This is a genomic window from Phytohabitans sp. LZ39, assembly GCF_059359075.1.
Map to the genome: position 1 here is coordinate 21,180 of NZ_JCADBM010000003.1, position 26,480 is coordinate 47,659.

Here is a 26,480-nt window from a genome sequence, read left to right on the forward strand (position 1 = left end):
AACCATAGGCTAGGCGATCTGGTACGCCCGCAGCACTGTCTGCTCCAGCGTGTTGCCGGCCGTGTCGGTCACCTTCGCCCGGAGCGCGGCGTGCCCGTCCGCCGGGTGCCGCACGGTGGTCGTCCACTGTGGACCGAAGCGCTTCACCTTCGCCGCCTGCCAGGTGCGGCCGTCGTCGTACGAGACCTCCACGGACAGCTTCCGCACGGCGACGGGTCCGGTCCCCTGCCTTTCCAGGTACACCGGGAAAGTGAACGAGCGGCCGCCCGGGGCCCGGTTGCGGAGGTCGACGGGCGGGGCGAAGCGGGCGGTCAGCAGCGGCAGCGCCGTGCCCTCGTCGGCGGCCGCCGAGCGGAACGTCCAGGCCGCCGACACCTTCGTCCACTGTGGCCACCAGTCCACCGAACGGCTCGTCTCGGCCACGAGGCGGTACCTGCCCGGCTCGGCCGGCACCTCGAACCGGGCCTGGTCGGGCACGTCCGCGGTGCCGACCAGCGCGCCGTCCCGGTACAGGCTGATCGCGCCGGTGTCGGTGCCGTCCTCGCTGAACGGCACGCGGGGGCGGCCGGCACCGTCGCCGTAGAGCGGGAGGATCACGTCGATCGCGCCGCCGTCGCGCCACGCCCACGGCCGCGGTCCGGACTCGGTGCCCGTCTCACCCCGGAACGAAGGGCCGGCGACCGCTCTGTTCCACGCGATCCGGTACGTGCGCCGGGGCGCCAGGGTCACCGTGTCGCCGAGCGAGTCCCGCGGACCCCAGTAGCCGTGGGCACGCAGGTGCCAGGTGCCCGGCGAGAAGTACTCGATCCGCTCCCGCGGCGCCCGCGCCGGCACCGACCAGCCACCGCCGAGGGACGAGCCGAAGAAGTCGGTGTCCGCGACGACGTAGCGGAGCGAGTCGGCGACGTTGTCGTGGTACGCGGTCCGCACCGCGGCCAGTTCTCTGGTGCGCGGGCGGTGCACCTGCGGCGTGGTCACCTTCCCGGTCACGCCGTACGCCAGCTCGTACCGCAGGCTGGGCCACGGGCGGCTGGCGTACTCCACTGTGGTCTGTCCCGCCTTGACCAGCGCGGCGAGCCGCGCCGCCGTCGGGCCGAAGCCGCGCAGCGTGGGCAATGCCGGAGCCGGCTCGTCCGCCGCCAGCGGGACGTCTTCCAGCACGTTCACCATGGCCATCCGCGCGCCGGCGTCGCGGATGTACCCGGTCCGCCGGTACGCCTCCTCGTAGCTCGTGTCGCCGGGGATCTCGAAGAGCACGAGCTTGCCCTTCGCGTCGATCTTCGCCAGGTCTTCGGGTGTGCCCTGGCCGCCGTAGACCATTTGTGGGGTGGCCGCCTCCTCGGGCGTGGGCGAACCGGAAAGCCAGCCGGTGGCGACCTCGAAGCGCTCGCCGTCGTCGGCGAACAGCTCCAGCTCCGGCTCCATGGCCCGCCGCGACTGTCCAAAGGCGAACGTCGCCGAGCTGGTCCCCGGCAGGGTCGCCGCGTACGCCTCGTGGAAGCGCGGGTCGAGGCCGGTGAGGAGGCCGAACGTGCAGTCGCAGTCGGCGATCCGGGTCAGGATGTGCGTCTGCGCGCTCCCGCCGCGGGCGGCCGGGTTGTCCACTGTGGTCGACACCGGCTTGCCGTCGCGGGCGTCGAAGGTCTGCGCGACGTCCCGGTCGAGCACCAGTTCAGGGTGGCTGACGAAGCTGTACGTCGGCTCCCGCCCGGCCCGCGGCGTCTCGATCGTCGTGTGCACCGCGTACCGCCCGGCGGGCAGGCGGATCGTCCCGGACAGTCCCCAGTAGAAGAAGTCGCTGTCGTCGAGGTCGTAGATGGTGACGCTCGGGAAGTCGCCCTCCGGTGGCGCGTTGCCGTCCCGGTCGACGAGCTCGACCGCGAGGTCGAACATCGGCGGCTCCTGGAGCACCGAGACCGCGGTGCGGGTGGCGACGGCACCGCCGGCCTCGCGGGCCACGACGACCCCGCCGTACGTCCCCGCCGCTCCGTCCACGGTGGACACGACCGCGTCGACGGTGGCTGTCCCGCCGGCCGGGACGGTGACGGTGCCGGCCGGCAGCGCGAGCATCCCGGCGGGCGCCGGGGCGCCGTCGCGGCGGGTCAGCGCGGCGCTCAGGGTGAGCGTCACCGGCGCGTCGCCGGTGTTGCGCCAGGTGATCGCCTGCTTGCGGGAGGCTCCCTGGTTGGGCCACCGCAGGTACGTCGAGAAGCTGCCGGTGGCGGTGACCGCGGCGGCGGTGGCCCGGCCGGCGTCGACCCGCCCGGTGCCCACCGTGTACGGGCTGGCGTCCGCGACCTCGTCGGCTGTGCTCATCAGCCCGTCCTTCAGCTCGCCCGGCCCCCACGCCGGGCGCAGCTGGGCCAGCAGCGCCGCCGAACCGGCCACGTGCGGCGTCGCCATCGAGGTGCCGTCGAGCCGGTGGTACGCCTCGCCTTCGGCCGGCCACGCCGCCAGGATCCCCTCACCCGGCGCCGCCAGGTCCGGCTTGACCGCGCCGTCACCCACGCGCGGCCCGCGGTTGGAGAACTCGCTCGGCACGTCGCTCTTGCTCACGCTGCCGACGGCGAGCGCCTCGGTGGCGGCCGCCGGCGCGGAGACCCACTCGTCCGCGCCGTCGTTGCCGGTGGCGGCCACGAACAGCGTGCCGTACTCCCGGGTGAGCGCGCCCACCGCGGCGGAGAGCGGGTCGGTGCCGTCGCTGCCGTACCCGCTGCCCAGGCTCATGTTGACCACGTCGGCGCGCGCCTCCCCCGCCGCCCACTGCATGCCCGCGATGATCGAGTCGAACGTGCCGTTGCCGTCGTCGTCGAGCACCTTGCCGACCGCGAGCGTCGCATCCGGCGCCACGCCCCGGTAGCGGCCGCCGGAGGCGGCACCCGACCCGGCGACCGTCGAGGCGACGTGCGTGCCGTGGCCGTTGCCGTCCTCGACGCTGCCCTTGCCGGAGAAGTCGCGCGCCGCCGCGACCTTGCCCGCGAGGTCCGGATGGTCCGTGTCGACGCCGGTGTCCAGCACCGCGACCCGCACACCCTTGCCGGTCAACCCCTTCGCCCAAGCGGCCGGCGCGCCGATCCGCGGGACGCTCTCGTCGAGGAACGCCTTCGCCTTCCCGTTGAGCCAGACCCGCTCGACACCGCCGCCGCCCGGCGCCAGCTCCCGCCACACGCGGCTCGCGTCGGCCTTGCCCGCGTCGAGGGCCGCCATCCGCACGCCCGGCAGGCCGCGCCGCACGGCCGCACCCCGCGGCGCGGCACGCTTGGCCGCCGCCTGGTCGGTGTACCGGACCAGCAGCGGCAGGCTAGACACCCGCGCGTCGTCGTAGCCCTGCCGGACCAGCCCGGTGACGTTGAACAGCTGCCAGTCCAGCCTTCCGGACCGCACCAGCGCCGCCGCGTCGGACGGCAGCACGTACCGGTCGCCGCGCCGCGTGATCTGCTGGAACTGCACCGGCCGCGCCCGCCGCGCCGGCTCCACCACGACGCCGGCCCGAGCACCCACGCCGCGCACGAGCACGCGGTCTCCGGTGATCAGTGTGACCCACGATCCCCCGCCGTCCGCCGGACTCCGGCCGGCGGCCTCGGCCTCGGCCCGCCCGGCCGGCCCCGCGACCACGCCGCCGCCCACCACCACGGCCAGGAACCCCGCCAAGAACGCGCGTCTTCTCATCGGCCCTCCCCTGTCTTCGGCTGCACTCATCTGTACTTCGCCGAAGGGCCCCTTCGCGTTCCCGACCGCGCCGAGAAGGCTCATACCGTGGGCTTTACGGCACGTCCCCGCCCGCGAGCAGCAGGCTGCGCGCCGACTGGTAGGGGCAGCCGGCGGCGTCGAAGGCGTCGGCCGTGGCGCGCACCCGCTTGGCGTCGCCGTCGAGCAGCGCCTCCGCCCGGTCCACGATGGCGCCGGCGACCGGGTTGCCGGCCACGACGGCCCGCGCGGCGGCCACGCGGTCGGCGGCCTCGGGGCTCCTGGCGAGCACGGCGGCTTCGGCGCGCAGCGCCACGTACCAGTGCAGCCAGATCCAGGTAACCCACCGCCACACCTCGCTCGGCTCGGGCGCGAGCCGCTCCGTCGCCCGCTCAACCTGTCCACTGTGGAGCATCTCGATCGCGTCGAACACCGCACCGTAGCCGTACGTGTACGGCGCGCCGATGTCGAGGCGCTGGAGGACCGCCTGCCACTCCCGCCGGGCGTCGTGGTCGCCACGCAGGCCGTACACCATCGCCACGGCGGACACCGCCGGCGCGAGGTACGACCGGTCGGGGTGTCCGGCCCGCCGCCACGCCTCGAGAAAGCGGGCGGCGACCGCCTCGTCGACCTCGCCGGCGAACGCGTCGGCCACCAGCAGCCAGCTCGTGGCGCGATGCCCGACCTCCGCCAGCAGCGGGTGGTCCGCGAGCTTCCGCGCCCACCGGCGGGCGCCCGGCAGGTCTCCCGCGCCGAGGGTGGCCTCGGCGGCGATGCCGAGCGCGTCGATCAGCTCGTGGGTGCCGGCTGGAGTGTCCGATGTGGACGAGAGCAGCGTGACCCGGCGTCGGGCCGTGGCCGCCGCGCCGAAGGTGTCACCGCCCCAGCACTGCGCGCCCAGCAGCGCGTCGAGCGCGGCCGACTCGGCGAGCGGGTCGCCGGTGCGGCCGGCCAGCTCGACCGCCCGCGTGGCACGCGCGAGCGTCTCCGGCACGTCGTTGTCGGGCGGCCCCTGGACGGCGCCGAACGCGTCGGTGAGCACCCCGGCCTCGGCCAGCGCCACCGCCGCCTGGGCGGCCGGGTCGTCGCCCGCCAGCTCGCGCGCCTCGGCGATGAGCGCCACCGCCTCCTCGCGGGTCGGCACGCGCACGAACCTCCCGGAGAAGCGGTACGCGTTGGCGGCGGCGGTCGCCAGGTCGGTGGCGGCGCCCGCGGTGTCCTCGCCGCGGCGGGCGGCGTCCGCGGCCGCGAGCTGGAGGCGGTGCATGTCGTCGCCGCGCATCCGGCAACCGGCGACGGCCGCGGCCCGCCGGAGCATCGACGCGGCGGCGGCCGGGTCGTCCGCGAGCGCGGCCGCCTGCTCGTAGCGCTGCTGGGACTCGCCGACGAGCTGGCGGGTGAACGTCAGCTCCGCCAGGTCGCGGGCGAGGCGGTGCGCCTCCGCGCGCTGCTCCGGCCGGTCGGCCGCCCACCCGAGCGCGGCGCGCAGCTCGTCCGCCACGGCGTCGAAGCGGGCCCGCCAGTCGTCCCGCACCACGGCGAGCCCGGCGGCGTTGGCCAGGCACCAGCGCAGGTGCCGGGACCGCGTGTCGACGAGCTCACCGGACTCGGCGAGCCGCTCCGCGCCGTACTGGCGGATGGTCTCCAGCGCGCGGTATCCGGCCGTCACCACCAGCAGGCTCTGCTCGGCGAGGCGGGCCAGCCCGTCCGCGGCGGCGCCCACCTCGTACCCGGCGACCTCCGCCGCCGCCGCGACCGTGAACGGCCCCACGAACACCGACACCCGCCGCAGGAGCGCCCGGTCCTCGGGCTCCAGCAGCGCGTGGCTCCAGTCGAGCGCCGCCCGCACCGAGCGGTGCCGCTCGTCGGCGCGGGAGCCGCCGGCCAGCATCCGGAGCGGGTCGGACAGGCCGGCGGTGAGGCCGTCCAGCCCGAGCGTCGACCACCGGGCGGCGGCCAGCTCGATCGCCAGCGCCATGCCGTCGAGTCGCTCGCAGAACGCGGCGATGTGGTGGCGCACCCCGGGGTCGGGCGGCGATCCCACCGCGGCCGCCCGGTCCACGAACAGCGCGACGGCGTCGAGCCCCAGGGACAGCGGCGGCACCTGGTACACGCGCTCGAACGGCACCATCAGCCGGGCCCGGCTGGTCGCCAGCACCGTCAGGCGGGGGCACGCGGCGAGCAGCCGCTCGACGAACGGCGCCACCCCGTCGCGTACCTGCTCGCAGTTGTCGAGCACGAGCAGCGCCCGGCGGTCGGCCAGCGCGGCGACCACCGACTCGTCCAGGCCGCGGCCGGGCTGCTCGCCGAGGCCCAGCGCGCCGGCGACCGCGGCCGCCACCATGCCCGGGTCGCTGATCGGGACAAGATCAACAAACCAGACCCCGTCCGGGTACGCGCCGGCCGCCTCCCCGGCCACCGCCAGCGCGAGCCGGGTCTTGCCCACCCCGCCCGGGCCGAGAGCGGTCACCTGGCGGTGCGCGGCGAGCATCTCGGTCAGCTCGGCCCGCTCCCCCACCCGGCCCACGAAGGACGTCAGCGGCGCCGGCAGCACCGGCGCCGGCGCGGACCGCTTCGCGCCGGCCCGCTCGGCGAGCGCCCGCCGGTCCGGCACCTCCAGCTTGCGCAGCAGCGAGGAGACGTGGCTCTCCACGGTGCGCACCGATATGTACAGCCGCGCACCGATCTCGGCGTTGCTCAGATGGTCTCCGAGCAGCGCCAGGACGTCCGCCTCCCGGGCCGAGATCTCCACGGCCCCATCCTTGCGTACCGGGATTCCGTGGTCGCCTCCGTGGTCAGCACGGATTCGGAGGACCCCCGCCCGCGGCGAAGCTATGAGCACGTCCGATCCATTACCCGAGGAGAAACGATGATCAAGACCGTTTTGCACCCGGTGTCCGACCTCGCCAAGGCCAAGGCCGTGTACGCCGCCCTGCTCGGCGTCGAGCCGCGAACCGACGGCTCCTACTACGTCGGCTTCGACACCGAGGGCCAGCACATCGGCCTGGTGCCCGGCGGCGGCCCGCAGGGCATGACCTCGCCGGTGGCCTACTGGCACGTGACCGACATCGAGGCCACGCTGGCCGAGGTGACCTCCGCCGGCGCCACCACGAAGGAGCCCGTGCGCGACGTCGGCGGCGGCCGCCTGGTGGCCACCTTCACCGACCCCGACGGCAACGTGCTCGGCCTGATCCAGGACCGCTGAGGAGACACCGCCATGACCGCCGTCGCCACCCCCGAGGCACACCAGTCCTACCCCGAGGTGCTGCGCGACCGGCGGGTGGCTGGACTCCTGCTCGGCGACCTGCTCGCCAGCGTCGGCACCGGCATGATCCTCGTGGCCATGCCGGTGCAGACCCTCTCCATCCACGGCGGCGTCCCCAAGGCGATCGCCATCGGCATGGTCGAGGCGGCACCCTTCGTCATCTCCACCATCCTGGCCCTGTCCATCGGGCTGGGACGGGTGCGGATACCGCCGCGCACACTTCTGGTCGCCGACTGCGTGCTGCGATCGCTGACCTTCGCGACCCTCGGCGTCCTCGCGCTGACCGGCCACCTCACGCTGCCGGTGCTCATCGCCGGCCTCCTGATCGGCGCGACATTCCGCATGGCCGGGTCGAGCAGCCGTCGCCTGCTGGCCACGTCGATGGTGGACGAAACGGGCAGGTTCGCCGTCAACGGCCTGCTCGGCCTCAACGCCACCTTCGCCCTGTACATCGTGGGCCCGGTCCTGGGCGGCCTGATCGTCGCCTCGACGAGCCCCGGCGTCGCGCTCATCTGCGACGCCGCCGGCGCGCTGATCCTGCTGGCCGCGGTCGCCGCGGCGGTGCCACGCGCCCGCGCGGCCAAGCAGCCCGACATGCCCCGGCGCCCACCGTCGCACGAGTCCGGCTGGCGCATCCTGCGCCGCCGCCCGGTGGCCGCCCGCCTGCTGTTCGTCGAGTTCTTCTTCAACTTCCTGTACATGCCCGTCGAAATCGCCCTACCCCTCTACGTCCGCGCGAAGCTGGACGCCGACGCGGCCGCGCTCGGCCTGATGTGGGGCGCCCTGGGCGTCGGCGCCTTCGTCGGCGCCGCACTCGTCAACCAGCTGCGCCACCTCCCCCAACGCCACCTGCTCATCGTGATCATCGCCCTCTGGGCCCTCTGCCCGATCGCACTCGCCTCGGTGCAGAGCCTGACCGCCGCGATGGTCGTATTCGGCCTCGGCGGCCTGGTGTGGGCACCGTTCACCCCGGTGGTCTACAGCTTCCTGCAATCCGGCCTGGCGCCCGAAGAACAACAACAGGTGGTCACCCTCTGGACCACCGGCGCCACCGTCGCCGCCCCGCTCGGCCTCGCCGCCGGCGGCCCCCTCATCGAGCTGGCCGGCACCACCGGCGGCCTGGTCCTGTCCGGCGCGCTGACCCTCCTGCTGGTCCCGGTCGCCGCCTTCGCCGTCCTCCGCCGGACCGAACCCAAAAGCCAGATCTGAGCTACCGCGACGCCCGCCGTGGTCCAGACCGTCGCTCCCGCGGCCTCACCCTCCGCCGCTGGTCACGCTAACCCTGCGCGCAACGAGGGGCGGGTGAATGTGAGCTCGCGACACGCGGTGGTCGACGTTTGTCCACAATGCCCGCTCCCGGACCGGCGATCCGGGAAGGCGACAGGGGGCTTGTCCCGCGGACCTGGCAGTGGACGGCCGGGGATCTCGGCTCGCCCTGCGAGCCGCCGGCCGGGAGCGGTGCCCGCGGGAGCAAACGGTCCGCCGCTGACGCGGACGCGGGCAAATATGCTTCGAAAGAAAGCCACGACGGGCGGAGGGGATTGACGTTAGCCTATTGGTATGGGTCGTCGTGTCTTGGCTGTTCTCGCGCTTGTCGTCGGGCTGACGCTTGCCGGTTCCAGTGCCGCGCACGCTGTGGAAACGCGGGTGTTCCGGGGTGAGGGGACGAGCAGCTTCGGCCCCGGGATCGCCTACTACTACGCCCTCGGAGACGCGTTGGGGCAGGCTGGCGACGCGGGCTTCGAGAGCGAGCAGTGCCATGTGGTCGACAGCGAGGACTTCTGGCCGATGGTGGTCTACGTCTACCTGGAGTGCACCCGCTGACGCCCGCCGTCACCGCGCCGCGTAGGTGAGCCGGTAGCGGCCGATGCGGATCTCGTCGCCCGGGGCCAGTGCGGCGGTCTTGACGCGCTCGCCGTTGACGTACGTGCCGTTGAGACTGTCTAGGTCGGACACGGTGTAGCCGGTCTCCTGGCGGTGAAACTCGGCGTGCTTGCGGGAAACGGTGGCGCCGTCGAGCAGGATCTCGTTGCCGCCGTCGCGGCCGCAGGTGACCACGTCGCCGTCGAGCACGAACACCGCGCCCGCCCCTGGGCCCTGGCGGATCTGGAGGACCGCGGCGCCGGCCGGCGCGCCCACGGGCGGTGCCTCGGCCTCGTCGGCCACGCTGAGCTGGATCGCTTCCATCTGCGTGGTCTCGTCGAGGTCGATCACCCGGTACGCGGAGGTGGGCGCCGGGTCGGCGATGTTCCACCGGACGGTGGGGCTCTGCCGCGCGGCGTCCGTGACGCCTTCGGTGGCGAGCACGGCGTCGCCGCAGCGGATCGGGATGCCGGTCTCCTGCGCGAACGCCACCGCCTCCAGCAGCGCCGCGGGCACCCGCACACCGTCGCCGACGACCAGCACCACCTGGGCCGGGGCGGACGAGGCCTCGCCGATCTCCACGTGGCGGGCGGGCGCACCGACCGCGTCCAGGAGGTCACGCACCAGGCCAGCGCTCACGCCCGCGCCCTGGCCGGGGCGCGCCGCCGCCGGGGCGGTGAGCCGCAGGTGGCGGCCGCTCGCCGGGTCTTCGAGCACCACCGTCGCCGGCTCGTGCCAGGACCCCGATCGCACCGTGACAACACTCAACTCCGGCATGCGCATCCCCAACCCGCTCGATCCGACTGCGTCGAGGGTAGGGCCCCCACCGCCGCGGTGCCCACCCGGCCCATATCGGCGCTGGTCTCAGGAGGGCGCGCTGTCGCCGTCGCGGCGGCGTAGCTCCTCCTCGCGGCGGCGCAGGTCGGCCTCCCACTTGCGGAGCAGGTCCTCGTCTTCGCGCCGCTCGCGGGACTTGCTCCGGAGAAACTCCGGGTCATCGTCCGGGGCGAGCGGCCGGGGGCGCTCGGACTCCGGGAAGCCACTGCCCGGGCGCCAGGTGCCGGCCCGGCCCACCCGCCGGTTCTGCGGCCGCCCGGCGACGAACCAGACGATCGGCCCGATCGGCGGGAAGAGCAGGATGATGAAGACCCACGCCACCTTGGGCAGGTTGCGTACCGCCGACTCCTCAGTGGACAGACAGTCGATCAGCGCGATGACGACCAGCACCAGGTCGACGATGAACAGCAGGCCGTAGAGACGAATCACGCCGGACATCATGCCGCGTGAACACGGCGCCGTGTGCCCCGTCCGGCTGGTACGCCGGCCGACCGGGTGAGGCTAGGCGCCGTGCGTCTCCCGCCACGACAAGCTGGCCAGGCGGGCCGCGGTGGGGCATGCGCGGATCCTTCACGCAAGCCGGTCTGATCGAGGGCCGGGGCGCGGAGGCTGAGGCCGCGGGAGCAGCGGTCTGGACCGCGGCGGACATCGCGGTAGCTCGATTCCTAGCTCGTCGCGGCGGCGGCTACCGCCGCGGCGAACTCTCGTGGGGACTCCATCGGGACGAAGTGGCCGGTGTCGCTCAGGCGGTGCAGCCGGAGGTCGGCGAAGTACTGGTCGAGCCGGTCGGACCAGGCTGGCGGAAACAGCGGGTCGTGGTCGGGCCACAGCACCGTGGTCGGGGCGGCGAGACGCTCCGCGGGACGTTCGGCGGCGACCCTGGCGAGCGCCCCGCCGCTGGCCCGATACCACCCGAGCAACGCCGTGAAGGCGCCCGGCTCGGCGTACAGCGAGACGAGGTGGTCGATGTGCTCGTCCGGCACGGTGAAGCCCGGCCCGGCCCAGTGCGTCCAGAAATGCCGGAGGTAGGCGCGCACCGCGTCGGGCCGGCCGTCGATGAGGTCGGCGGCCAGCGGGAGCTGGTTGAAGGCCGGGAACCAGAACTCCCGCTGGGCCGCCGGGCTCAGGATCCGCTCGCCCATCCCGGGCAGCGGCGGCGTCAGCACCAGGGCGCGGACCAGGTCCGGGCGCGTGCGTGCGACCGCCACCGCGACGCGGCTGCCGATGTCGTGCCCGCCCAACACCGGCCGGTCGAGGCCCAGCTCCTCGATCAGGCCGATGACGCCGCGGGCCTGCGCGTCCGGGCCGTAGCAGGCGCCCGACTCGTCGTGGTGCCGGTCCGACTCACCGAAGCCGCGCAGGTCCGGCACCACGACGTCCATTTCGGGCAGGTGGCAGAGGACGGGGCGGTACTCGGTGCGATCGCCCGGCCACCCGTGCAGCAGCACCGCCGCCACGCCGGCACCGCCGCGGTCGTACGACAGCCGGAACCCGTCGACCGCCCTGCTCAGACCCACGGGAGCGCTCACTCGCCGTTGCCGTTGCCGCCGTCGAAGTCGTCGCGGTCGATGACGCGGGTGAAGTCGTCGCGGTCGATGGTCCGGGTGAAGTCGTCCCGGTCCAGGACGTCGTCGCGGTCCACGGTGCCGTCGTCCAACGTGGACACGGCCGGGGCGTCGTGGGGCGCGGCGGGCGCGCTGACGCCCGACAACACCGCCGCGCCGACCGCGGCCGTGACCACTAGTGCCGCTCGAAGCATGGGAATCCTCCTCTGCCGTACCGGAGAACCCAGCATGCGGGGCGGGCTTCATCGAAACCGCATCACCTCGTCCTGTCAGGAGCTCGTGAGGATGACGAGCCGCTGGGTGGCCCGGGTCATCGCGACGTAGCGGTCGACCGCTCCCTCGATGCCCTCGCCGAACGTATCCGGGTCGACGAGGACGACGAGGTCGAACTCCAGCCCCTTCGCCAGCTCCGGGGTCAGCGACCGCACGCGCGCCGTCTCCCGGAACGTGGGGTCGCCGATGACGCAGGCGACGCCCTCCGCGTGCGCGGCGAGCCAGCTGTCGAGGATCTGGTCCCGGTCGGCGACCGATCCGTGTACGACCGGGAGGCCGTTGCCGCGGATCGAGGTGGGCACGTTGGCGTCCGGGAGCACGGCCCGGATGACCGGCTCGGCTTCCGCCATGACCTCCTTCGGCGTGCGGTAGTTGATGGTGAGGGAGGCCAGGTCGATCCGGTCGAGCCCGATCCGCTCCAGCCGCTCCCGCCACGACTCGGTGAACCCGTGCCTCGCCTGTGCGCGGTCCCCGACGATGGTGAAGCTCCGCGACGGGCAGCGCAGCAGCAGCATCTGCCATTCCGCGTCGGTCAGCTCCTGTGCCTCGTCCACCACGATGTGCGCGAACGGGCCGGCGAGCAGGTCCGGCTCGGCGGTGGGTGCCGCCGTCTCGTCGACGAGTTTGTCCCGCATGCCCTGCTGGTTCAGCATGATCAGCACGCCTTCGCCGTCGTCGTAGGTGGTGGACGCGAGCAGTTCGTCGACCACTGTGGACATGCGCTCGCGTTCGGCGGCGAGGGTAGCGTCGGCCCGGCGCCGGCGCCGGGACTCCTCCGGGTCGCCGAGGCGCTGCCGGGCCGCGTCCAGCAGCGGCAGGTCGGACACCGTCCAGGCCTTCGCGTCCGCCCGCTGGAGCTTCCGCACGTCGTCGGTGCTGAGCCAGGGAGCGCACTTGCGCAGGTAGGCGGGCACCGACCAGAGGTCGCCGACGAGCTCGGCCGCGTCGAGCAGCGGCCACGCGCGGTTGAACGCGGCGGCCAGCTCCCGGTTCTGCCGCAGCGACCGGCGGACCAGGTCGGTGGGCTCGCCGCCGTCGTACTTGTCGACGAGGATCGTGAGCAGCTCCTCCCAGACCTCGTCGCGGGCCTCGTTGTGCGGGGTGCCGGGTCCCGGCGCCTCGAACGCCTCGGCCCAGTCGCCGGCGCTCAGCCGGATGTCGGACTCCTGGGTGGTGACCGTCATCCCCTTGGTGGGCGGCTCCTCGTAGAACCGGACCGCCGCCTCGATCGCCTTCACCAGGTCGGCGGAGGACTTCAGCCGGGCCACCTCCGGGTCGGCCTCGACCCCCGCCGCGGCTCCCTCGGCGACGAGGTCCCGCAGGGTACAGGTCTGCACGTCCTCCTCGCCGAGGCTGGGCAGGACGTCGCCGACGTACGCGAGGTAGGGCTCGTGCGGACCGACGAACAGCACGCCGCCGCGCCGGTGCCCGAGGCGGGGGTCGGAGTAGAGCAGGTAGGCGGTGCGGTGCAGCGCGACGACGGTCTTGCCGGTACCCGGACCGCCGTCGACGACGAGCGCGCCGCCGGACCCCGCGCGGATGATGGCGTCCTGGTCGGCCTGGATCGTGCCGAGCACGTCGCGCATCCGGGGCGACCGGGTGCCGCCCAGGCTGGCGATGAAGGCGGACTGGTCGTCGAGCGCGGCGTGCCCCTCGAACCCGTCCGGGGTGAACACCTCGTCCCAGTAGTCGCTGATCCGGCCGAGGTTCCACCGGTAGCGGCGGCGGCTCGCGAGACCCATCGGGTTGGCGTGCGTCGCCGCGAAGAACGGCGCGGCGGCGGGCGAGCGCCAGTCGAGCAGCAGCCGGCGACCCGTGCTGTCGGTGAGCCCCTGCCGTCCGATGTAGACGGGCTCGGGGTCGTCCGCACTGACGATGCGTCCGAGGCACAGGTCCAGGCCGAACCGGCGCAGCGCGCGCAGGCGAGCGGTCAACCGGCGGACCTCCTGGTCGCGGTCGAGCGCCCGGCGACCCTTGCCGGCGGGCGCCCGGCGCTCGGCGTCGAGGCGTTCGGTCAGGTCGGCGAGCGCCTGCTCGAGGCTCTCCGAAATCGCCGCGAAGTGCTGCTCGTCGCGGGCGATCAACGCCGGGTCGGCCTTTGCGGAAAGGCGGTCGGAAAGGTTGAACACGCTGATCGTCAGGTTCACGTAATCGGCCCCCAATTTCACGGATCCCGGCTTCGACCTGCGATTTTGCGCCACAACCGGGGTCTTGCCGCAAGCCCCCGGGTGCGGTATACGTTAAAGAGGGAAAGGAGACGACTCCTTTCCCTTTGTCATTCCCGCCAATCCACGAGCGCCGTGGGCTTGCCCCGCGGAGCCGGCAGTGGAGGCCGGGGATTTCGGCTCGCTCCGCGAGCCGCCGGCCGGAGCGGTGCCCGCGGGAGCAAACGGTCCGCAGGTGACGCGGACGCGGGCAGATCAGGTCTGTGGTGCCGTGCTCGCGCGGACGGTGAGGGTGGTGGCCAGCTCGACGCCGACCCGCGGCACCTTCTCACCGCGGCCGAGCGCGAGGGCGAGCTCGGTCGCGGCCACGGCCATCTCCGTGAGCGGCTGGTGGACCGTGGTCAGCGGCGGGTCGACGAGATAACGTTTGCGCCCGGCCGCGCCGCCGCCCAACCTGGCGCCGCCCCGCGGCGTTTATCCGGGCGAAGGGGGCGCTCATGGACCGGTACGAGGGGTTGCGCGAGTTCGTGGTCGCGCGCGGACCCGCGCTGTCGCGCACCGCGTACCTGCTCACCGGCGACCACACGCTCGCCGAAGACCTGCTCCAGCACGCGCTCGCCAAGACCGCCGCGCACTGGCGGCGGGTGGTCGAGGGCGGCAACCCGGAGGGGTACGTGCGCCGGGTCATGGTCAACGAGCGCACCTCCCGCTGGCGCCGCCGCCGCTACGTCGAGGTCAGCGACGCCGCCGCCGGCGACCTGCCCGGCCCGGCCGACGAGGCGGAGGCCGCCGTCCGGCGGATCAGCCTGCGCCGCGCGCTCGCCGCCCTGCCGCCCCGCCAGCGGGCGGTGGTCGTGCTGCGCTTCTTCGAGGACCTCTCCGAGGCGCAGACCGCCGAGGCGATGGGCTGCTCGGTCGGCACGGTGAAGTCGCAGACCCACGACGCCCTCGCCCGGCTCCGCGCGTTGGCGCCGGACCTGCTCGCCGACCTGGCACCGGAGGTGACCCCGTGACCACCACCCGACTCACCGAGGCGCTCGCCGATCTGGCCGAGGAGGCCGGCACGTACGCGACGGCCGACGGCGTCGTGGCCGCGGCCGGGCGGCGCCGGCGGCGGCGGGCCACCGCTCTGGCCGCGGTGGCGGTCCTCGCCGTCTCGGTCGGTTCCGCCGCCGTGTGGGCGCGGGACTCCGCGCCCGACCGGGTGGTCAGCCCGGAGCCGGGCGTGTGGGTGTCCTGCGCCGAGCAGGCGCCCAAGCCGCCGCCGGGCAACGTGAGGGGCATGATGGACCTCCCGCGCCTGCCGGCCGACTTCGTGCCGGCGTCGGTGGTCATCTGCCGCGGCGAGGGGCGCGGCACCGGTCCCGTCGTGGGAAACGAGTACCGCGGCACGGACATCGCGGCGCTCGTCGCCGCCCTGCGGCTGCCCGATCTTCCCAAGACCCCGGGACGCGACGTCGCGTGCACGTTGGAGGCGATCAGCTGGCCGTGGCTGGCGCTCGTCGACTCGGCGGGCCACTTCGTGCGGCCCAGCCCTCCGCGTACCCCGTGCGGCAAGCCGCGTGCCGAGGTCCAGGAGGCGATCACGGCGCTGAAGCTGACCCGCGTCGACTCGCGCGTCTACGACGCGCACCTGGCACCGGAGCCCGCCGCCGCGCGCTGCGAGGCGACCTGGGGCGACCACGTGTGGATCGAGTCGCGGCGGGCGGCGCGCCCCGGCCCGGCCGGCCGGCCGCTGGCCGGCGCGGCGACGGTCGGGCTCTGCGAGTACCACGTCTCGGCGGACGAGCGGGGCAGGACGTTTCCCACCGGAGACTTCGCGCGCGGCCGGGTGCTGCCGCAGCCGCGGCGCGACCTGATCGAGGCGGCGCTGTCGACCACCGGCCCGGCCGAGCCGTGCACCGGGCCGGCCAGCCGGTTCGCGGTGCTGATGCCGCAAGGCGGCGGGTACGGCGAGGTGCAGGTCGAGCTGGACGGGTGCCGGCGCGTCCTCTCCTACCCCGGCCGGGGCAAGGACCCGGTCGTGTCCCAGGGCGGCCCGGAGCTCACCCGGCTGCTCGACGAGTCGTAGGGCTTCAACCGCCGAGCCATGACGGCAGTGGATGGTCGGCGTAGAACGCCCGCAGCCTCGTGACGGCGGGACCGTCCGCGCGGACGGCGTCGTCCTCGTCCCGGAAACCGAGCCAGCGCAGCGCGTTGTGGCCGAGGAAGTCGTCGCGCGCGCGGGCGCCGAACGCGCTCTCGACCCCGTCGCGGAACCGGGTGAGCGCGTCGTGGTGCCCCGGGCCCAGCGTGTTCATCCAGTAGTCCGAACCGAACATGATCCGCCGGCGGCGCTTGCGGCCGGTCGGGTCCCCGCTGTCCGGACCGCCGAGCGCCCAGCCGAGGAACGCGTCGAACCGCCGCCGGTAGTCGTCGTCGTAGGCGTAGCGGGAGTTGCCGACGTCCGCGTACACGTGTGGATAGCTGTCGATCAGCCGCAGGAAGCGGGCCGGCCAGCTCGTCGCGGTGGGTTTTCCCGGATCGCCCACGCCCTGTAGATGTCCGAAGTGGCCGAAGCAGAGCCGCAGCTCGGGAAACTCGCTCAGCACGCCCGCCCACCCGGCCGGCGACGCCAGCTCGTCGTAGCCCTTGTCGAACCCGTTGCTGCGGGCGGCGTGCGTCAGGATCGGCACCTCTTCGGCGGAGCAGTACGCGTAGAGCGCGCGGAGGGCGGCGTCGAGCTTCAGCCCGACCCGCTCGCCGAAACGGGCCCCGTTTCCCAGCGGCAGGAAGCCGGACGGCGGGTACAGCTTGACGCCGGCGAAGCCGCCCAGCTCGACGGCGTGGCGGACGATGTCGATCGCGCGGGTCACGCCGTCCAGGTCGAGGCGGGCGGAGGACCAGGGCCCGGACGGCACGGTGAGCCGTCGCGCCCGCGCCCGCCGGTAGACGAGGCCGTCGTGGTAGCGGTCGCCGTCCGTCGCCATCGCCGGGTCGGCGTAGGGCACGTACCCGTTCGGTGCGCCGTCGAGGACGTCCCACGTCGCGAGCTCGGAGCACTCGATCTCGCGGTACGGGCAGAACGCCACCAGCGGGTGGATCCGCACCTCCGGCGCTCCCGGGATGCCGCCGGCGACCGAAAGCTTGGACACCAGAGAGTGGATCGTCACCTGATTCGCGACCGGTGTGGAGGGCCGGTCCCGGGCGGTGCGGTCGAAGTCGACGAGGGCGGGCACGAAGAGGCGGGCGCTCGGGTAGGTCGCGGCGACCTCGGCGGCGACGAGGTAGCGGTGCCGGGTGACCAGGCGCAGCGCGGCGACATAGCGGTGGACGGCGTCCTTGACCGACCGGGCCAGCCCGAAGAGGTCGGAGATGCCCTCGAGCCCCTCGTCACCCGGGGCGGGCGGCGGCGCGACGCCCGCGGGTGCGTCGTCCGCGTCCTCCAGCCAGGCCCGCAGCTCGTCCAGCTGCTCCGGTGTCGCGCCGGCCAGCCGGTCCGCGAGCAGCGTCTCGGTATCGGCTGGGACTCCTTCCAGGACGCCGCCGGCGGGCTGTTCGGCGAGCGGCCACATCGACACCAGACGCGCGTCGAGCTCTTCGTCGGAGATGAGCTCCTGGCCGCTCTCCGCCTCCGGGACTTCCGCCAGGCCTTCGAGCCCGCCGGTCCGCGCGGCGATGAGGGCCGCCAGGCGCTCGGCCTCCTTGGAGCCCGGCGCGGCCCAGGCGGTGAGCCGGTCGAGCGGCAGCGAGAGGACGCCGGTGAGCACCGAGGGCAGCGGCGTGAGCCGCCGCTTGACGAACCCGTCGATCGGCAGGTCCTCGGCGTTGAATACGTGGCTGTGGCAGTCGACGACGACGGGTTCCACGGCTACCCCCGGCGGCGAGAAGTGGCAGGCACGAGCGTACGCGGGGTGTGGCTCGATGGTCACCGATTGTCACGAAAGAGACCGTCGCGCCGACTGGGCCGACCCTCGACATCACCCGCACGCCCTTCCTTCAGACCAACATTTCCCGGGTCCGCGTCACCTGCGGACCACCGCTCCCGCCGGAGACCGCGGCGGCCGGCGGCTCGCAGGGCGAGCCGAAATCCCCGACCTCCGCTGCCAGGCCCGCGCGACAAGCCCAGCGAGCTCACCACTCAGACCGACGGCCGGGATTCGGCTCGCCTGGCGAGCCGCCGGCCGCAAGCGGTGCCCGCCCGCCGGTCAGAGGCGGCGGATCTCGACGTTGGCGAACGCGACGCGGAACGGCGGCTCCTCGTCGCCCGCGTCGGGGAAGATGCCCAGCACGACCCGGCCCTGCGTGAAGGTGCTGTCCTCGACGGTGCCGACCCGCTCGCCGTCGCGTTCCACGGCGAGGGTCGTGCCGCGGGCCGAGACGCCGATCCGGGTGGCGGTGTCGAGCGGGATCGGCTCGGTGAGCCGCATGGTGTGCAGCACCGTAACGGTGGCGCCGTCCCCGACGCCGTGGGTGGCGAGCTCGATCTCGTCCGCGCAGACCCGCACCAGGTAGCCGGAGGTCGCGGCGAAGCGGAACCACATCGCGGCGCAGCTGCCCGGCGCCTGGAGCCGCACGTCGACCGCGGCGGCGACGTTCGTGTAGGCACCGGTCGGCCCCGGGCACCGGTACGGCCCGGTGTTCTCGCGGGTCACCACGAGCGCGCCGTCGAACGCGCAGGTCGTGCGCTGCTGCACGTCTTCGCGCGGCTGCCACAGCCCGGCTTTGGTCAGCGGGTCGCGGAGCAGCCGCGGCCCGGGCGAGGCCGACACCGAGGGCGTGGGCGTCGCCGAGGGTGTCGCGGCGGGCGAGCTGGCGGACGGGGTCGGGGTCGCCCCGGCGCTCTGCGACACGGCGGCGGACGGCGTCGGCAGCGCGCCGGTGTCGTCGCGGTCGGGCAGGGGCACCACGCCGGTCACGATGCCGGCGACGGTCAGCGACGTGACGAGCGCCGCCACCGCCAGCACCACGTTGGCGAACCTGCCCCCGCGCCCGCCGGCACGCGCCGGCGGTGCCGCCGACGGCGGTGGCGGAGCCGGTGCCGGCGGCGGTGGTGCCGGTGCCGGTGCCGGTGCCGGGAGCGAAGCCGCTGTGGGAGGCGGAGCCGGGGTGGAAAGCGGAGCCGGGGTGGCGCCCGGTGTGCCACCGGCCAACCGGGTGGTGTCGTGGCCCACCTGCGCCGCGGGCGCCTGCCCCGCGGGCGCTTGTGCCGTGGCCGCCTGCGCCTCGGCCGCGGCGGCGAGCAGTGCCGGCTGCTCGGCGAGCGCCGCCGCGACCGCCGGTGGGCGCTCGCCGCCGGGAGCCAGCAGCATGTCGAGCAGCTGGCGCGAGGTGGGCCGGGCGGCCGGGTCCTTGGCCAGCGCGCGCTCGACGAGGTCGCGCAGCGGCGGCACAAGCCCGGCCAGGTCGGGCGGCTGGGTGACGATGCGCGTGGCCACGATCGGCGGGGAATCCACGCCGAACGGTGGGCGGCCGGTGCCGGCGTACGCGAGCACCGCGCCCCACGCGAAGACGTCCGCGGCCGGGCTGACCAGCTTGGCCGCGTCCGGGCCGAAGCGTTCCGGCGCCATGTATCCGACGGTGCCCAGCAGCTGGTCGGTGCGGGTCTGCTGGCTGGTCGCCTCGACCGCCCGCGCGATGCCGAAGTCGATGACCTTCGGGCTACCCGGCGCGAGCAGGACGTTGCTGGGCTTGAGATCCCGGTGGATCACGCCGGCGCCGTGGATCGCGGTCAGCGCGGTCGCCGTGCCGATCGCCAGCGAATGCAGGTTGGCCGGGCTGAGCGGCCCCCGCTCGGTCACCACGTCGGCGAGGCTGGGACCGTCCACGTACTCCACGACGAGGTAGGGCGTCTCGTGGTCGGGATCGGCGTCGAGCACCTCCGCCGTGCAGAACGGCGGCACCTGCCGCGCCCGTTCGACCTCGCCACGAAACCGGCGGCGAAACTCGTCGTTGGCGGACACGTCGGCCCGGATCACCTTGACGGCGACCGGTTTGCCGGCGTCGAGGGCCAGGTAGACGGTGCCCATGCCGCCCTGGCCGAGCCGACCCACCAGCTCGTACCGGCCCAGCCGGCGCGGGTCGCCGGGGCGCAGGGGCGCCGCCTTTACGGTCATCCGCTCTTCACTCCGCTCACGTCGCCATCCCGCGGGACGGCCCCGATGCTACGGGCGGCGGCAAGGTCCACGGTGTCGCGTCCGGCGGCGCTCAGCGCGACCACCTCCACCGGATCGCCACCGCGCAGGAGTACATCCGGCTCGATGGCCTTGAGCTGCTCGGCGAGGTCGGCCTCCGGGTCGCGGCTGAACCGGGCGAGCACGGGCGCGCCGAGCCCGCGGGCGCGTACCGACTCCGCCAGGCCGGCCAGCTCGCCCATCGCGGTAGTCATCCCGAGCAGCTCCTCGGACAGCCCGCTGCCCACGTCGAGCGGCCGCGCCGGGTAGGGCACGAGGCGGCTGAGCACCACCTCGCCCGGCCCGTGTCCGCCGGCGGCCGCGCCCCGCTCGGCCAGGTCGGCGGCGAGGTCGACCAGCGCGGCGTCGGGCGGCGCGCCGTCGGGCAGCGAGACGAGCACGCGGTAGCCGGCCGGCGGTGCCTGCGGCCGTTGCGCGGCGAGCGCGTCCCGTTCGACCATCCGGCGCGGGTAGACGAGGTTGAGCAGCGGACCCGCCATGGCGGTGGTGACCAGCGCCATCACCACCATCATCGAGAACAGGCGTTCGTCGAGGATGCCGAGGTGCAGCCCGACCGTCAGGATGACGATCTCGGTGAGCCCGCGGGTGTTCATGAGGATGGCGAGCGCGCCGGCCGGCTGGTTGCCCACCCCGTTGAGCCGCGCGCCCGCGTACGCACCGGCGAACTTGCCGCCGATCGCCACCACGAGGATCGCGGCGAGCTCCAGCAGGCCGGCCCCGCCGAGGGTGGACAGGTCGACCCGCAGTCCGGACAGGACGAAGAACGCGGGCAGCAGCAGCAGGACGCTGACTTGTTCCAGCCGTTCGAGGATCTCCACGCGCAGCAGGTCCGCCCGGCGCGGCATGACGGCGCCGAAGAGGAACGCGCCGAAGATGGCGTGCAGGCCCATCCACTCGGTGGCCAGGCAGGAGAGCAGCAGGCCGACCAGCACCACGGCGAGCAGGTCGGGCGTGAGCCGCCCGGCACGCGCCCGCGCGGCGTCGAGGCGGGCCAGCAGCGGACGCACCACGAAGAACATCAGTAACGCGTACGGCACGCAGAGCAGCGGCAGCCACGGGTTGGCGGTGTCCGCGCCGGCGACGGCGACCACGACGGCGAGCAGCGACCACGCGGCGATGTCGTCGACGGCGGCGCTGGCGAGGGCGAGCCCGCCGACGGGTGTGCGCACCATGCCGCGGTCGGTGAGGATCCGGGCCAGGACCGGAAACGCGGTGACCGCCATCGCCGCGCCGATGAAGAGGGCGAACGGCACCGTGTCCGAGACGTCGTGGCGGCCGGCGAGCCAGAAGGCCAGGAGCACGCCCAGCCCGAGCGGCACCGCGATCGACCCGATCGACACCGAGGTGGCGATCCGGCCGCGGCCGCGCAACGAGGCGTGGTCGAGCTCGTAGCCGACGATGAACATGAACAGGACCAGGCCGAGGTTGGCCAGGCCGGACATCGCCGGAAGGATGTCGGCGGGCAGCAGCCAGCCGCTGACCGTGGTGCCGAAGAGCGTCGGTCCGATGAGGACACCGGCGAGCAGCTCGCCGATCACCGGCGGCTGGCCGACGAGCCGGGCCAGAGCGCCGAAGACCCGGGCCAGCACGATGATCGCCGCGACCGCCAGCAGGAAGTGGACGAGGGCGTGCCCGCTCACCCGGAACCCTCCAGGCGCTCGGCCACCGCCGCGGCGGTGGGGCGGTCGGCGCCGAGGCACTCGCGTACCAGGGTGGCGACCGGCTCCGGCAGGTCGTCGCTCAGCCGGGGCGGCGTCGACACCACGCGGCGCAGGACCAGCAGGCCGTCGTCCTGGGGCAGCGTGCCGTAGATGCCGGTGCCGCTCACCACCCGGTGCAGCAGCACACCCAGCGACCAGACGTCATGCTCCGGCCGGGGCCGCTCCCCCAGCAGCAGCGCCGGGTCGACGAACTCCACCGAGTCGAGCGGACCCATGCCGGTGATCGTGACGCCCTCGGCGAAGACGTGCGCGAGCCCGAGGTCGGACAGGCGCGCCCCGCCGCCGTGCAGGAGCACGTTGCCGGGCTTGACATCCCGGTGCACCACGCCGGCCCCGTGCAGGTCGGCGACGGCCCGCGCGGCGTGTGCCACCGCCCGCAGCGCACCGGCCCGGTCGAGCGGCGCGGCCGGCGCCGCCAGCGAGCCGCCCGGCAGGTACTCGGTCGAGTAGTAGAAGACCCCGTCCTGCTGGCCCGCGTCGTACGGCGCGACGAGGTACGCCGAGCGCACCGAGGCGAACGCCCGCAGCTCGCGGGTGGCCCGCCGGAACGCCACCTCCGTCGACTCGGCCGCGAGCACCTTGACCGCCACCTCGGCCGCCTCGACGGGCAGCCGGGCCGGCCGGTGGGCGAGGAAGTACTGGCCGTGGTTGCCCGAGCCCAGCGGCCGGATGAACTCGTAGTCGGCGATGCCGCGCATGTGTTCCCCTGTGGTGTTCATGGGTTTCGGTGCGATTCGTAGCGGAGCCAGCGCAGGCCGAACGCGACCCGCGTGCCGGGCGTGATCTCGGCCGGCACGCCCGGCTCCAGCCGGCGCGGGTGCGGGTCGCGGGGCGGTTCGAGGACCGTGCCGTTGGCCGATCCGAGGTCGACGACGCGGACGGTCCAGCCGGTGAGCGTGATCCGCAGGTGCTGCCGCGAAACGCCGCTCGCCGATCCGGTGACCCGCAGCGGCCGTGCCCCCCGGGCCACCGCCGGGTCGCGGTGTGGCTCGCGGCCCACCACGTAGTCGGCGTCCAGGCGAAACGTGGCGCCGTCGTCGAGCAGCAGCACGCCGAGCGGCGGGCGCGGCCCGAGGACCGTCACGTGGGTCAGCTGCGCCATCGAGATGCCGCACAGCTGGCAGTACGGAACGGCCGGGTCGTTGAAGTGGCCGTTGGCGCAGTGCACGCCCTCGACGAGGAGCTGGGTCGGCTCGTCCCGGGTGGCTATCACGGTGGGCGCGTCCGTGTACGCGGGCAGGAGCAGGACCGCCTCGAAGGGCGCGCTCCGGTCGGGCTGTCTCATATCAACCGTCCACCGTGGAAGCGCCAGCGCGGGAACGGGACCCGCATCGGCCCGTTCGCGACGAGCCAGACGGCCAGCCACACCGCGGCGAAGTGCACCGCGTACGCGGCGAGCGGCGGCGCGGTGTCCACTGTGGGCACCGCGCCGCGGTCGAGCAGCAGCCACAGCAGCACGCCCTCGGGTACCGCGGTCAGCAGCCCGAAGAGCGACGGCCAGTCCTTCTCCCACCGGAACTGCATGAGCAGGTGGTAGAGCAGCTCCCAGCCGACGCCGAGCACCGCCACGGCGGCGAGGACGGCGAACGTGGTGCGGTAGTGGGCACCGACGAGCGGCGTGACGACCGCGGTGACGGCCGAGCCCACCACCAGCAGGAGGATCAGCCGGGTCTGTATCCGGCCGAGCAGCACGGGCACCATCTCTCATCCCTCCCGGACCGGCCGGCCGAACGCCCAGCGCACCCACTGCGCGGTGGAGCGGACCGGGCCAATGCGGCGGCCGAACCCGCGCCGGGCCAGGTCGTCGGCGATCTCCTGGGCACCGATCTGGAGCCCGAGGAACGTGTCGACGCCGGGGAAGTATCCGCCGAGGGTGGCCGCCCCGGTGGCGTACAGGGCGCCGTCGCCGCTGGCCGTCCCCTTGACCTCGAAGTGCCGCTCGACCTCCAGCCGGCCGAGCGGGTTGCGGCCGGCGCCGCCGTTGGTCAGCAGGTCGGCGAGCACGCGGTGCTCGGCGATGTCGGCCTCCAGCCCGGTGCAGTCGATGATGTAGTCGGCGCCGACCTTCCGGGTGCCGGCCTCGCCGGCGACCAGGCTGACCAGGGTGCCGTCGGCGGCCGGCTCGACCCGCTCGACCGTGCCCTGGCTCGCCTCGTACCAGCCGCCTTCGCGGCCGGCGCGCATCTGCTGCTGCCACCGGCGGCGCTTGGGGGTGTTGGTGCCGCCCATCCGCTTGTACTCCGCGGCCCGCTCGGCGCCGTCGAGCCGCCGCATCTTCGCCTTCAGCTGGCCGCCCCACACCGACTTCGGGTAGTTGAAGCCCTGGTACGCCCAGCCGTCGCCGCCCTTGCGCCGCGACCACAGGTGCGGGCCGTGCGCACCGGCGACGAAGGTGCGGAAGATGTGCACGATCTTCGTCTTGAGCCGGTACCGCTCGCGGTCGTCCATCAGCCGCTGCAACACCCGCGAGGCGACGATGCCGCCACCGCGTACCACCACCGTGCCGGGCCGGGTGCGCAGTGCCTCGTAGACGTGCTCGTGCGGCTCGTACGCGTTGACCACGCGGGTGAAGTCGCCGTACTTCTCCCGGAACTCCTGGAGGTCGGGGAGGAAGCGCAGCCCCGGGTACCCGACCGCCAGGTGCACGAACCGGGACCGGTAGACGACCCGGCGCGTCGGGCCGGCTTCGCGGGGCGGCGTCAACACCGTGAAGTACCCACCGCCGGCGCGCCGCCGCACCATCCGGGCCACACCCTTCACCAACATCTCCGGGTACCCGATGCGCGCCGACTCGCGGGCCATGCTCGCGAAGACCGCACCGACCCGCGGCGTCCAGTAGTCCGCGAAGATCGGCTCGCCGAGCACGTGCAGCAGCGGCCGCACGGTCTTCTCCCGCCACGCCTCACTCAACGCGTACGACGGGAAGCCCCAGATGTTGTCCGGCCGCGACGACGAGTCCGACCGGATGCGCTCCGGCCCGGGGATCTGTGAGACCCGCGTCAGGTACTCGTACGTCTGCCACGGATGGTCGATATTGGACAGTGCCCGGATGTCCGCGCTCGGCACGCCCGCGATCCGCAGGTAGTCGACGAGCACGAACGAGCCGATCCCCCCGCCCACCGTGACCAGCGGCACGTCGTGCACCGGGATGCCGGCCTCCGCCACCAGCTCGTCCGACCAGATTGCGTTATCCAGCAACGCTTGCGTGAGGTCACCCCGACCTCTCACATCTTGTTCCGGCATACCCCGTCCCCGTTCCGTCCGCCAGTGCCACGAGCCGCGCGTCGCAAGCGCCGCCAGTCTCGTCCGCCCGGGGTCAAGGCGGTGTGAAGTAGCTCGATCCCGCACAGTCATGCGCCCGACAGTGTCTAATGTTGCCGCTGTGATCGAGGAGGACAGGTGGGCGGTGGGCGCGGGCGGGGTGACCGGCGTTCGGGGTGACCACTGGCTGGACAGCCCGGCCGGGGACGCGATCGCCCGCGGCCTCGCGCGCAACCCCGCGGCGCCGCTCGACCTGCTGCTGCGCCTGCTCGACGCGCACCCCGACGCCGTTCCCGCGGCGTTCCGGCGGCGGGCCGACCTGCCGCCCGCGGTGGTGGAGGCGGCCGCGCGCCATCCGTCGGCGCGGGTGCGGGGGGCGATCGCGTCCAATGTGCACGTCGATCCGGCGGTGCGGCTCCGCCTGCTGGACGATCCTGAGCGTCGCGTCAGCGAGCTCGTCCGTGACGACCGCGTGCTGGTGCTGCCACACCGCGCGTTCCATCGGTGGGTCGACCGGCTGGTGTCGTTCCTGCGGCGCAACATGATCACGCTGGCCGAGCTGCGCGACGAGGTGTTCGAGATGGGGGCCAAGGACGCGCGTGCGGTGCCGGCGCTCGCCGCGCACCCGGAGCCGCTCGTCCGGGCCGCCGCCGTCGAGCTGCTCGACCGGTCCGACGGCGAGTCCGCGAGGTTGCGCCAGGCCCTGTCGCGCGACCCGGCGCCGGAGGTGCGGGCGGCGGTGGCCCGGCTCGACGCGGAGCGGGAGCGGGTGCACGAGGTGGCGGACATCCCGCGCAACGGTCATTTCTTCCGCGCGATGGTCTACCGGCGGCGGCTGTCGCCGGCGCTCGTCGCGCACGTGCTGGCCACCGACCCGGGCGACCTGATGGGCGGCGTGTCGGCGATGGCGGACAACCCGCACCTGCCGCCGGAGACGGTCGAGGAACTGTTCGCCCACCCGGCGGCGGACGTCCGCGCCGGCCTCGCCCGGCGCACCGACCTGACCCGGTCGCAGCTGGCGCGCCTGGCCGCCGACCCCGACGTGTCCGTGCGGACCGCGGTCTCCACGCATCCCGCGTTGAGCGAGGACGAGCGGGCCCGGATCGACATCGACGTCACCACCGCGTCGGAAGGCGAGCCGGATCCCCTGGCGTGGCCGCTGGCGGAGTCGGTGCGGCTGGCCGCGTCGGTCAACCCGCTGCTGCGCCGCCGGGCCGCGGTCGACCCTCGCCTCCCGGCCGAGGTCGTCGCCGCGCTGGCCGACGACCCAGACCTCGGTGTGCGGGCCCTGCTCGCGCAGCACCACCCGGCCGCGCCGCCGGAGCTGCTGCTGCGGGTGTTCCGCGAGTACCGCGAACCGGGCAGGTTTCGGCTGCCGTTGCTGCCGGGGTTCCCGACCGGCGGGCTGGCCGCGCTGGCCGGCGACGACGATCCGGCGGTGCGGCGGCTCGCCGCCCGCGACCCGCTCGCCGATCCGGCGCTGGTCGACCGGCTCACCGGTGACCCCGACGCCGGGGTGCGCAGGGCGATGGCGGCGTGCCCGCGACTGCCCGCCGACCGGATCCTGGCGCTGCTCGACGACGCCGAGCTGGCCGAGTACGCGGCGGCCAACCCGGCCCTGCCGGTCGACGTGATGTACGCGCGGCTCACCTCGTAGCGGCGTTGCTACG

Annotated in this window: 21 protein-coding genes; 6 read left to right on the forward strand and 15 right to left on the reverse strand. The window is 74.2% G+C overall.

Annotated features, from left to right (window positions below; translation table 11 throughout):
* Positions 1–9 precede the first annotated feature (9 nt).
* Positions 10–3,669: a S8 family peptidase gene (locus tag AC5L36_RS06775; protein ID WP_441220693.1), complete on the reverse strand. Its 3,660-nt coding sequence runs from the start codon at positions 3,667–3,669 to the stop codon at positions 10–12.
* Positions 3,670–3,763: 94 nt separating this feature from the next.
* The gene (locus AC5L36_RS06780; protein WP_441220695.1) at positions 3,764–6,439 is read right to left on the reverse strand and encodes an ATP-binding protein; all 2,676 of its coding nucleotides are present in this window, start codon (positions 6,437–6,439) and stop codon (positions 3,764–3,766) included.
* A 117-nt stretch (positions 6,440–6,556) separates the two neighbouring features.
* Here AC5L36_RS06780 and AC5L36_RS06785 point away from each other — a divergent pair, with 117 nt between their 5' ends.
* From AC5L36_RS06785 to AC5L36_RS06795, 3 genes are all read left to right on the forward strand, one after another.
* Positions 6,557–6,892 carry a VOC family protein gene (locus AC5L36_RS06785; RefSeq protein WP_441220697.1) on the forward strand — a complete coding sequence of 112 codons (336 nt, stop codon included), beginning with the start codon at positions 6,557–6,559 and terminating at the stop codon, positions 6,890–6,892.
* Between the two features lie 12 nt (positions 6,893–6,904).
* Positions 6,905–8,161, forward strand: a complete 1,257-nt coding sequence (locus AC5L36_RS06790) for an MFS transporter (RefSeq protein ID WP_441220698.1) — start codon at positions 6,905–6,907, stop codon at positions 8,159–8,161.
* 351 nt (positions 8,162–8,512) lie between these two features.
* A complete protein-coding gene (locus AC5L36_RS06795; RefSeq protein WP_441220700.1) occupies positions 8,513–8,776 on the forward strand; it encodes a hypothetical protein in 264 nt (87 codons plus the stop codon).
* 9 nt (positions 8,777–8,785) lie between these two features.
* Here AC5L36_RS06795 and AC5L36_RS06800 read toward each other — a convergent pair whose 3' ends face one another.
* The 6 genes from AC5L36_RS06800 to AC5L36_RS06825 form a co-directional block, all read right to left on the reverse strand.
* On the reverse strand, positions 8,786–9,568 hold the full coding sequence (locus tag AC5L36_RS06800; RefSeq protein ID WP_441220702.1) for an FHA domain-containing protein: 783 nt from the start codon (positions 9,566–9,568) through the stop codon (positions 8,786–8,788).
* Between the two features lie 111 nt (positions 9,569–9,679).
* Positions 9,680–10,081: a PLD nuclease N-terminal domain-containing protein gene (locus AC5L36_RS06805; RefSeq protein WP_441220704.1), complete on the reverse strand. Its 402-nt coding sequence runs from the start codon at positions 10,079–10,081 to the stop codon at positions 9,680–9,682.
* Positions 10,082–10,317: 236 nt separating this feature from the next.
* Positions 10,318–11,169, reverse strand: a complete 852-nt coding sequence (locus AC5L36_RS06810; protein ID WP_441220706.1) for an alpha/beta fold hydrolase — start codon at positions 11,167–11,169, stop codon at positions 10,318–10,320.
* Positions 11,170–11,177: 8 nt separating this feature from the next.
* Positions 11,178–11,411 (reverse strand): hypothetical protein, encoded by a 234-nt coding sequence (locus tag AC5L36_RS06815; protein WP_441220707.1) that lies wholly within the window; start codon positions 11,409–11,411, stop codon positions 11,178–11,180.
* Positions 11,412–11,486: 75 nt separating this feature from the next.
* Positions 11,487–13,631, reverse strand: a complete 2,145-nt coding sequence (gene helR, locus AC5L36_RS06820; RefSeq protein ID WP_441220979.1) for an RNA polymerase recycling motor ATPase HelR — start codon at positions 13,629–13,631, stop codon at positions 11,487–11,489.
* Between the two features lie 279 nt (positions 13,632–13,910).
* Positions 13,911–14,108: a substrate-binding domain-containing protein gene (locus AC5L36_RS06825; protein ID WP_441220709.1), complete on the reverse strand. Its 198-nt coding sequence runs from the start codon at positions 14,106–14,108 to the stop codon at positions 13,911–13,913.
* Positions 14,109–14,152: 44 nt separating this feature from the next.
* Between AC5L36_RS06825 and AC5L36_RS06830 the strand changes: the two genes are divergently transcribed.
* Positions 14,153–14,668 (forward strand): SigE family RNA polymerase sigma factor, encoded by a 516-nt coding sequence (locus AC5L36_RS06830; RefSeq protein WP_441220711.1) that lies wholly within the window; start codon positions 14,153–14,155, stop codon positions 14,666–14,668.
* Entirely contained in the window at positions 14,665–15,726 is a 1,062-nt protein-coding gene (locus tag AC5L36_RS06835; RefSeq protein WP_441220712.1) for a hypothetical protein, read from the forward strand. Before AC5L36_RS06830 ends, AC5L36_RS06835 begins: the two co-directional genes overlap by 4 nt.
* A gap of 4 nt (positions 15,727–15,730) precedes the next feature.
* Here the strand turns inward: AC5L36_RS06835 and AC5L36_RS06840 are convergent, their stop codons facing one another.
* The 7 genes from AC5L36_RS06840 to AC5L36_RS06870 all read right to left on the reverse strand — a co-directional run bounded on the left by AC5L36_RS06840 (position 15,731) and on the right by AC5L36_RS06870 (position 24,747).
* Positions 15,731–17,566 carry an amidohydrolase family protein gene (locus AC5L36_RS06840; protein ID WP_441220714.1) on the reverse strand — a complete coding sequence of 612 codons (1,836 nt, stop codon included), beginning with the start codon at positions 17,564–17,566 and terminating at the stop codon, positions 15,731–15,733.
* 276 nt (positions 17,567–17,842) lie between these two features.
* Positions 17,843–19,750 (reverse strand): serine/threonine-protein kinase, encoded by a 1,908-nt coding sequence (locus tag AC5L36_RS06845; protein ID WP_441220716.1) that lies wholly within the window; start codon positions 19,748–19,750, stop codon positions 17,843–17,845.
* Positions 19,747–21,468, reverse strand: a complete 1,722-nt coding sequence (locus tag AC5L36_RS06850; RefSeq protein WP_441220718.1) for a cation:proton antiporter — start codon at positions 21,466–21,468, stop codon at positions 19,747–19,749. Before AC5L36_RS06850 ends, AC5L36_RS06845 begins: the two co-directional genes overlap by 4 nt.
* Complete coding sequence (locus tag AC5L36_RS06855) at positions 21,465–22,268, reverse strand: protein kinase domain-containing protein (RefSeq protein WP_441220720.1); 804 nt, start codon at positions 22,266–22,268, stop codon at positions 21,465–21,467. The genes AC5L36_RS06850 and AC5L36_RS06855 overlap by 4 nt, the downstream gene beginning before the upstream one ends.
* Complete coding sequence (locus AC5L36_RS06860; RefSeq protein ID WP_441220722.1) at positions 22,265–22,834, reverse strand: FHA domain-containing protein; 570 nt, start codon at positions 22,832–22,834, stop codon at positions 22,265–22,267. The genes AC5L36_RS06855 and AC5L36_RS06860 overlap by 4 nt, the downstream gene beginning before the upstream one ends.
* The gene (locus tag AC5L36_RS06865; RefSeq protein WP_441220724.1) at positions 22,831–23,250 is read right to left on the reverse strand and encodes a hypothetical protein; all 420 of its coding nucleotides are present in this window, start codon (positions 23,248–23,250) and stop codon (positions 22,831–22,833) included. The genes AC5L36_RS06860 and AC5L36_RS06865 overlap by 4 nt, the downstream gene beginning before the upstream one ends.
* 3 nt (positions 23,251–23,253) lie before the next feature.
* Complete coding sequence (locus tag AC5L36_RS06870; protein ID WP_441220726.1) at positions 23,254–24,747, reverse strand: hypothetical protein; 1,494 nt, start codon at positions 24,745–24,747, stop codon at positions 23,254–23,256.
* A 184-nt stretch (positions 24,748–24,931) separates the two neighbouring features.
* Between AC5L36_RS06870 and AC5L36_RS06875 the strand changes: the two genes are divergently transcribed.
* Positions 24,932–26,467 carry a hypothetical protein gene (locus AC5L36_RS06875; RefSeq protein WP_441220728.1) on the forward strand — a complete coding sequence of 512 codons (1,536 nt, stop codon included), beginning with the start codon at positions 24,932–24,934 and terminating at the stop codon, positions 26,465–26,467.
* Positions 26,468–26,480: the final 13 nt, after the last annotated feature.

What these genes read in the sequence shown, in the direction of transcription:
- AC5L36_RS06790 (WP_441220698.1), top strand. Translation starts at nt 6,905, where the DNA reads ATGACCGCCGTCGCCACCCCCGAGGCACACCAGTCCTACCCCGAGGTG.
- AC5L36_RS06860 (WP_441220722.1), bottom strand. Translation starts at nt 22,834, where the DNA reads ATGAGACAGCCCGACCGGAGCGCGCCCTTCGAGGCGGTCCTGCTCCTG.
- AC5L36_RS06775 (WP_441220693.1), bottom strand. Translation starts at nt 3,669, where the DNA reads ATGAGAAGACGCGCGTTCTTGGCGGGGTTCCTGGCCGTGGTGGTGGGC.
- AC5L36_RS06845 (WP_441220716.1), bottom strand. Translation starts at nt 19,750, where the DNA reads ATGACCGTAAAGGCGGCGCCCCTGCGCCCCGGCGACCCGCGCCGGCTG.
- AC5L36_RS06855 (WP_441220720.1), bottom strand. Translation starts at nt 22,268, where the DNA reads ATGAACACCACAGGGGAACACATGCGCGGCATCGCCGACTACGAGTTC.
- AC5L36_RS06815 (WP_441220707.1), bottom strand. Translation starts at nt 11,411, where the DNA reads ATGCTTCGAGCGGCACTAGTGGTCACGGCCGCGGTCGGCGCGGCGGTG.
- AC5L36_RS06785 (WP_441220697.1), top strand. Translation starts at nt 6,557, where the DNA reads ATGATCAAGACCGTTTTGCACCCGGTGTCCGACCTCGCCAAGGCCAAG.
- AC5L36_RS06795 (WP_441220700.1), top strand. Translation starts at nt 8,513, where the DNA reads ATGGGTCGTCGTGTCTTGGCTGTTCTCGCGCTTGTCGTCGGGCTGACG.
- AC5L36_RS06865 (WP_441220724.1), bottom strand. Translation starts at nt 23,250, where the DNA reads ATGGTGCCCGTGCTGCTCGGCCGGATACAGACCCGGCTGATCCTCCTG.
- AC5L36_RS06830 (WP_441220711.1), top strand. Translation starts at nt 14,153, where the DNA reads ATGGACCGGTACGAGGGGTTGCGCGAGTTCGTGGTCGCGCGCGGACCC.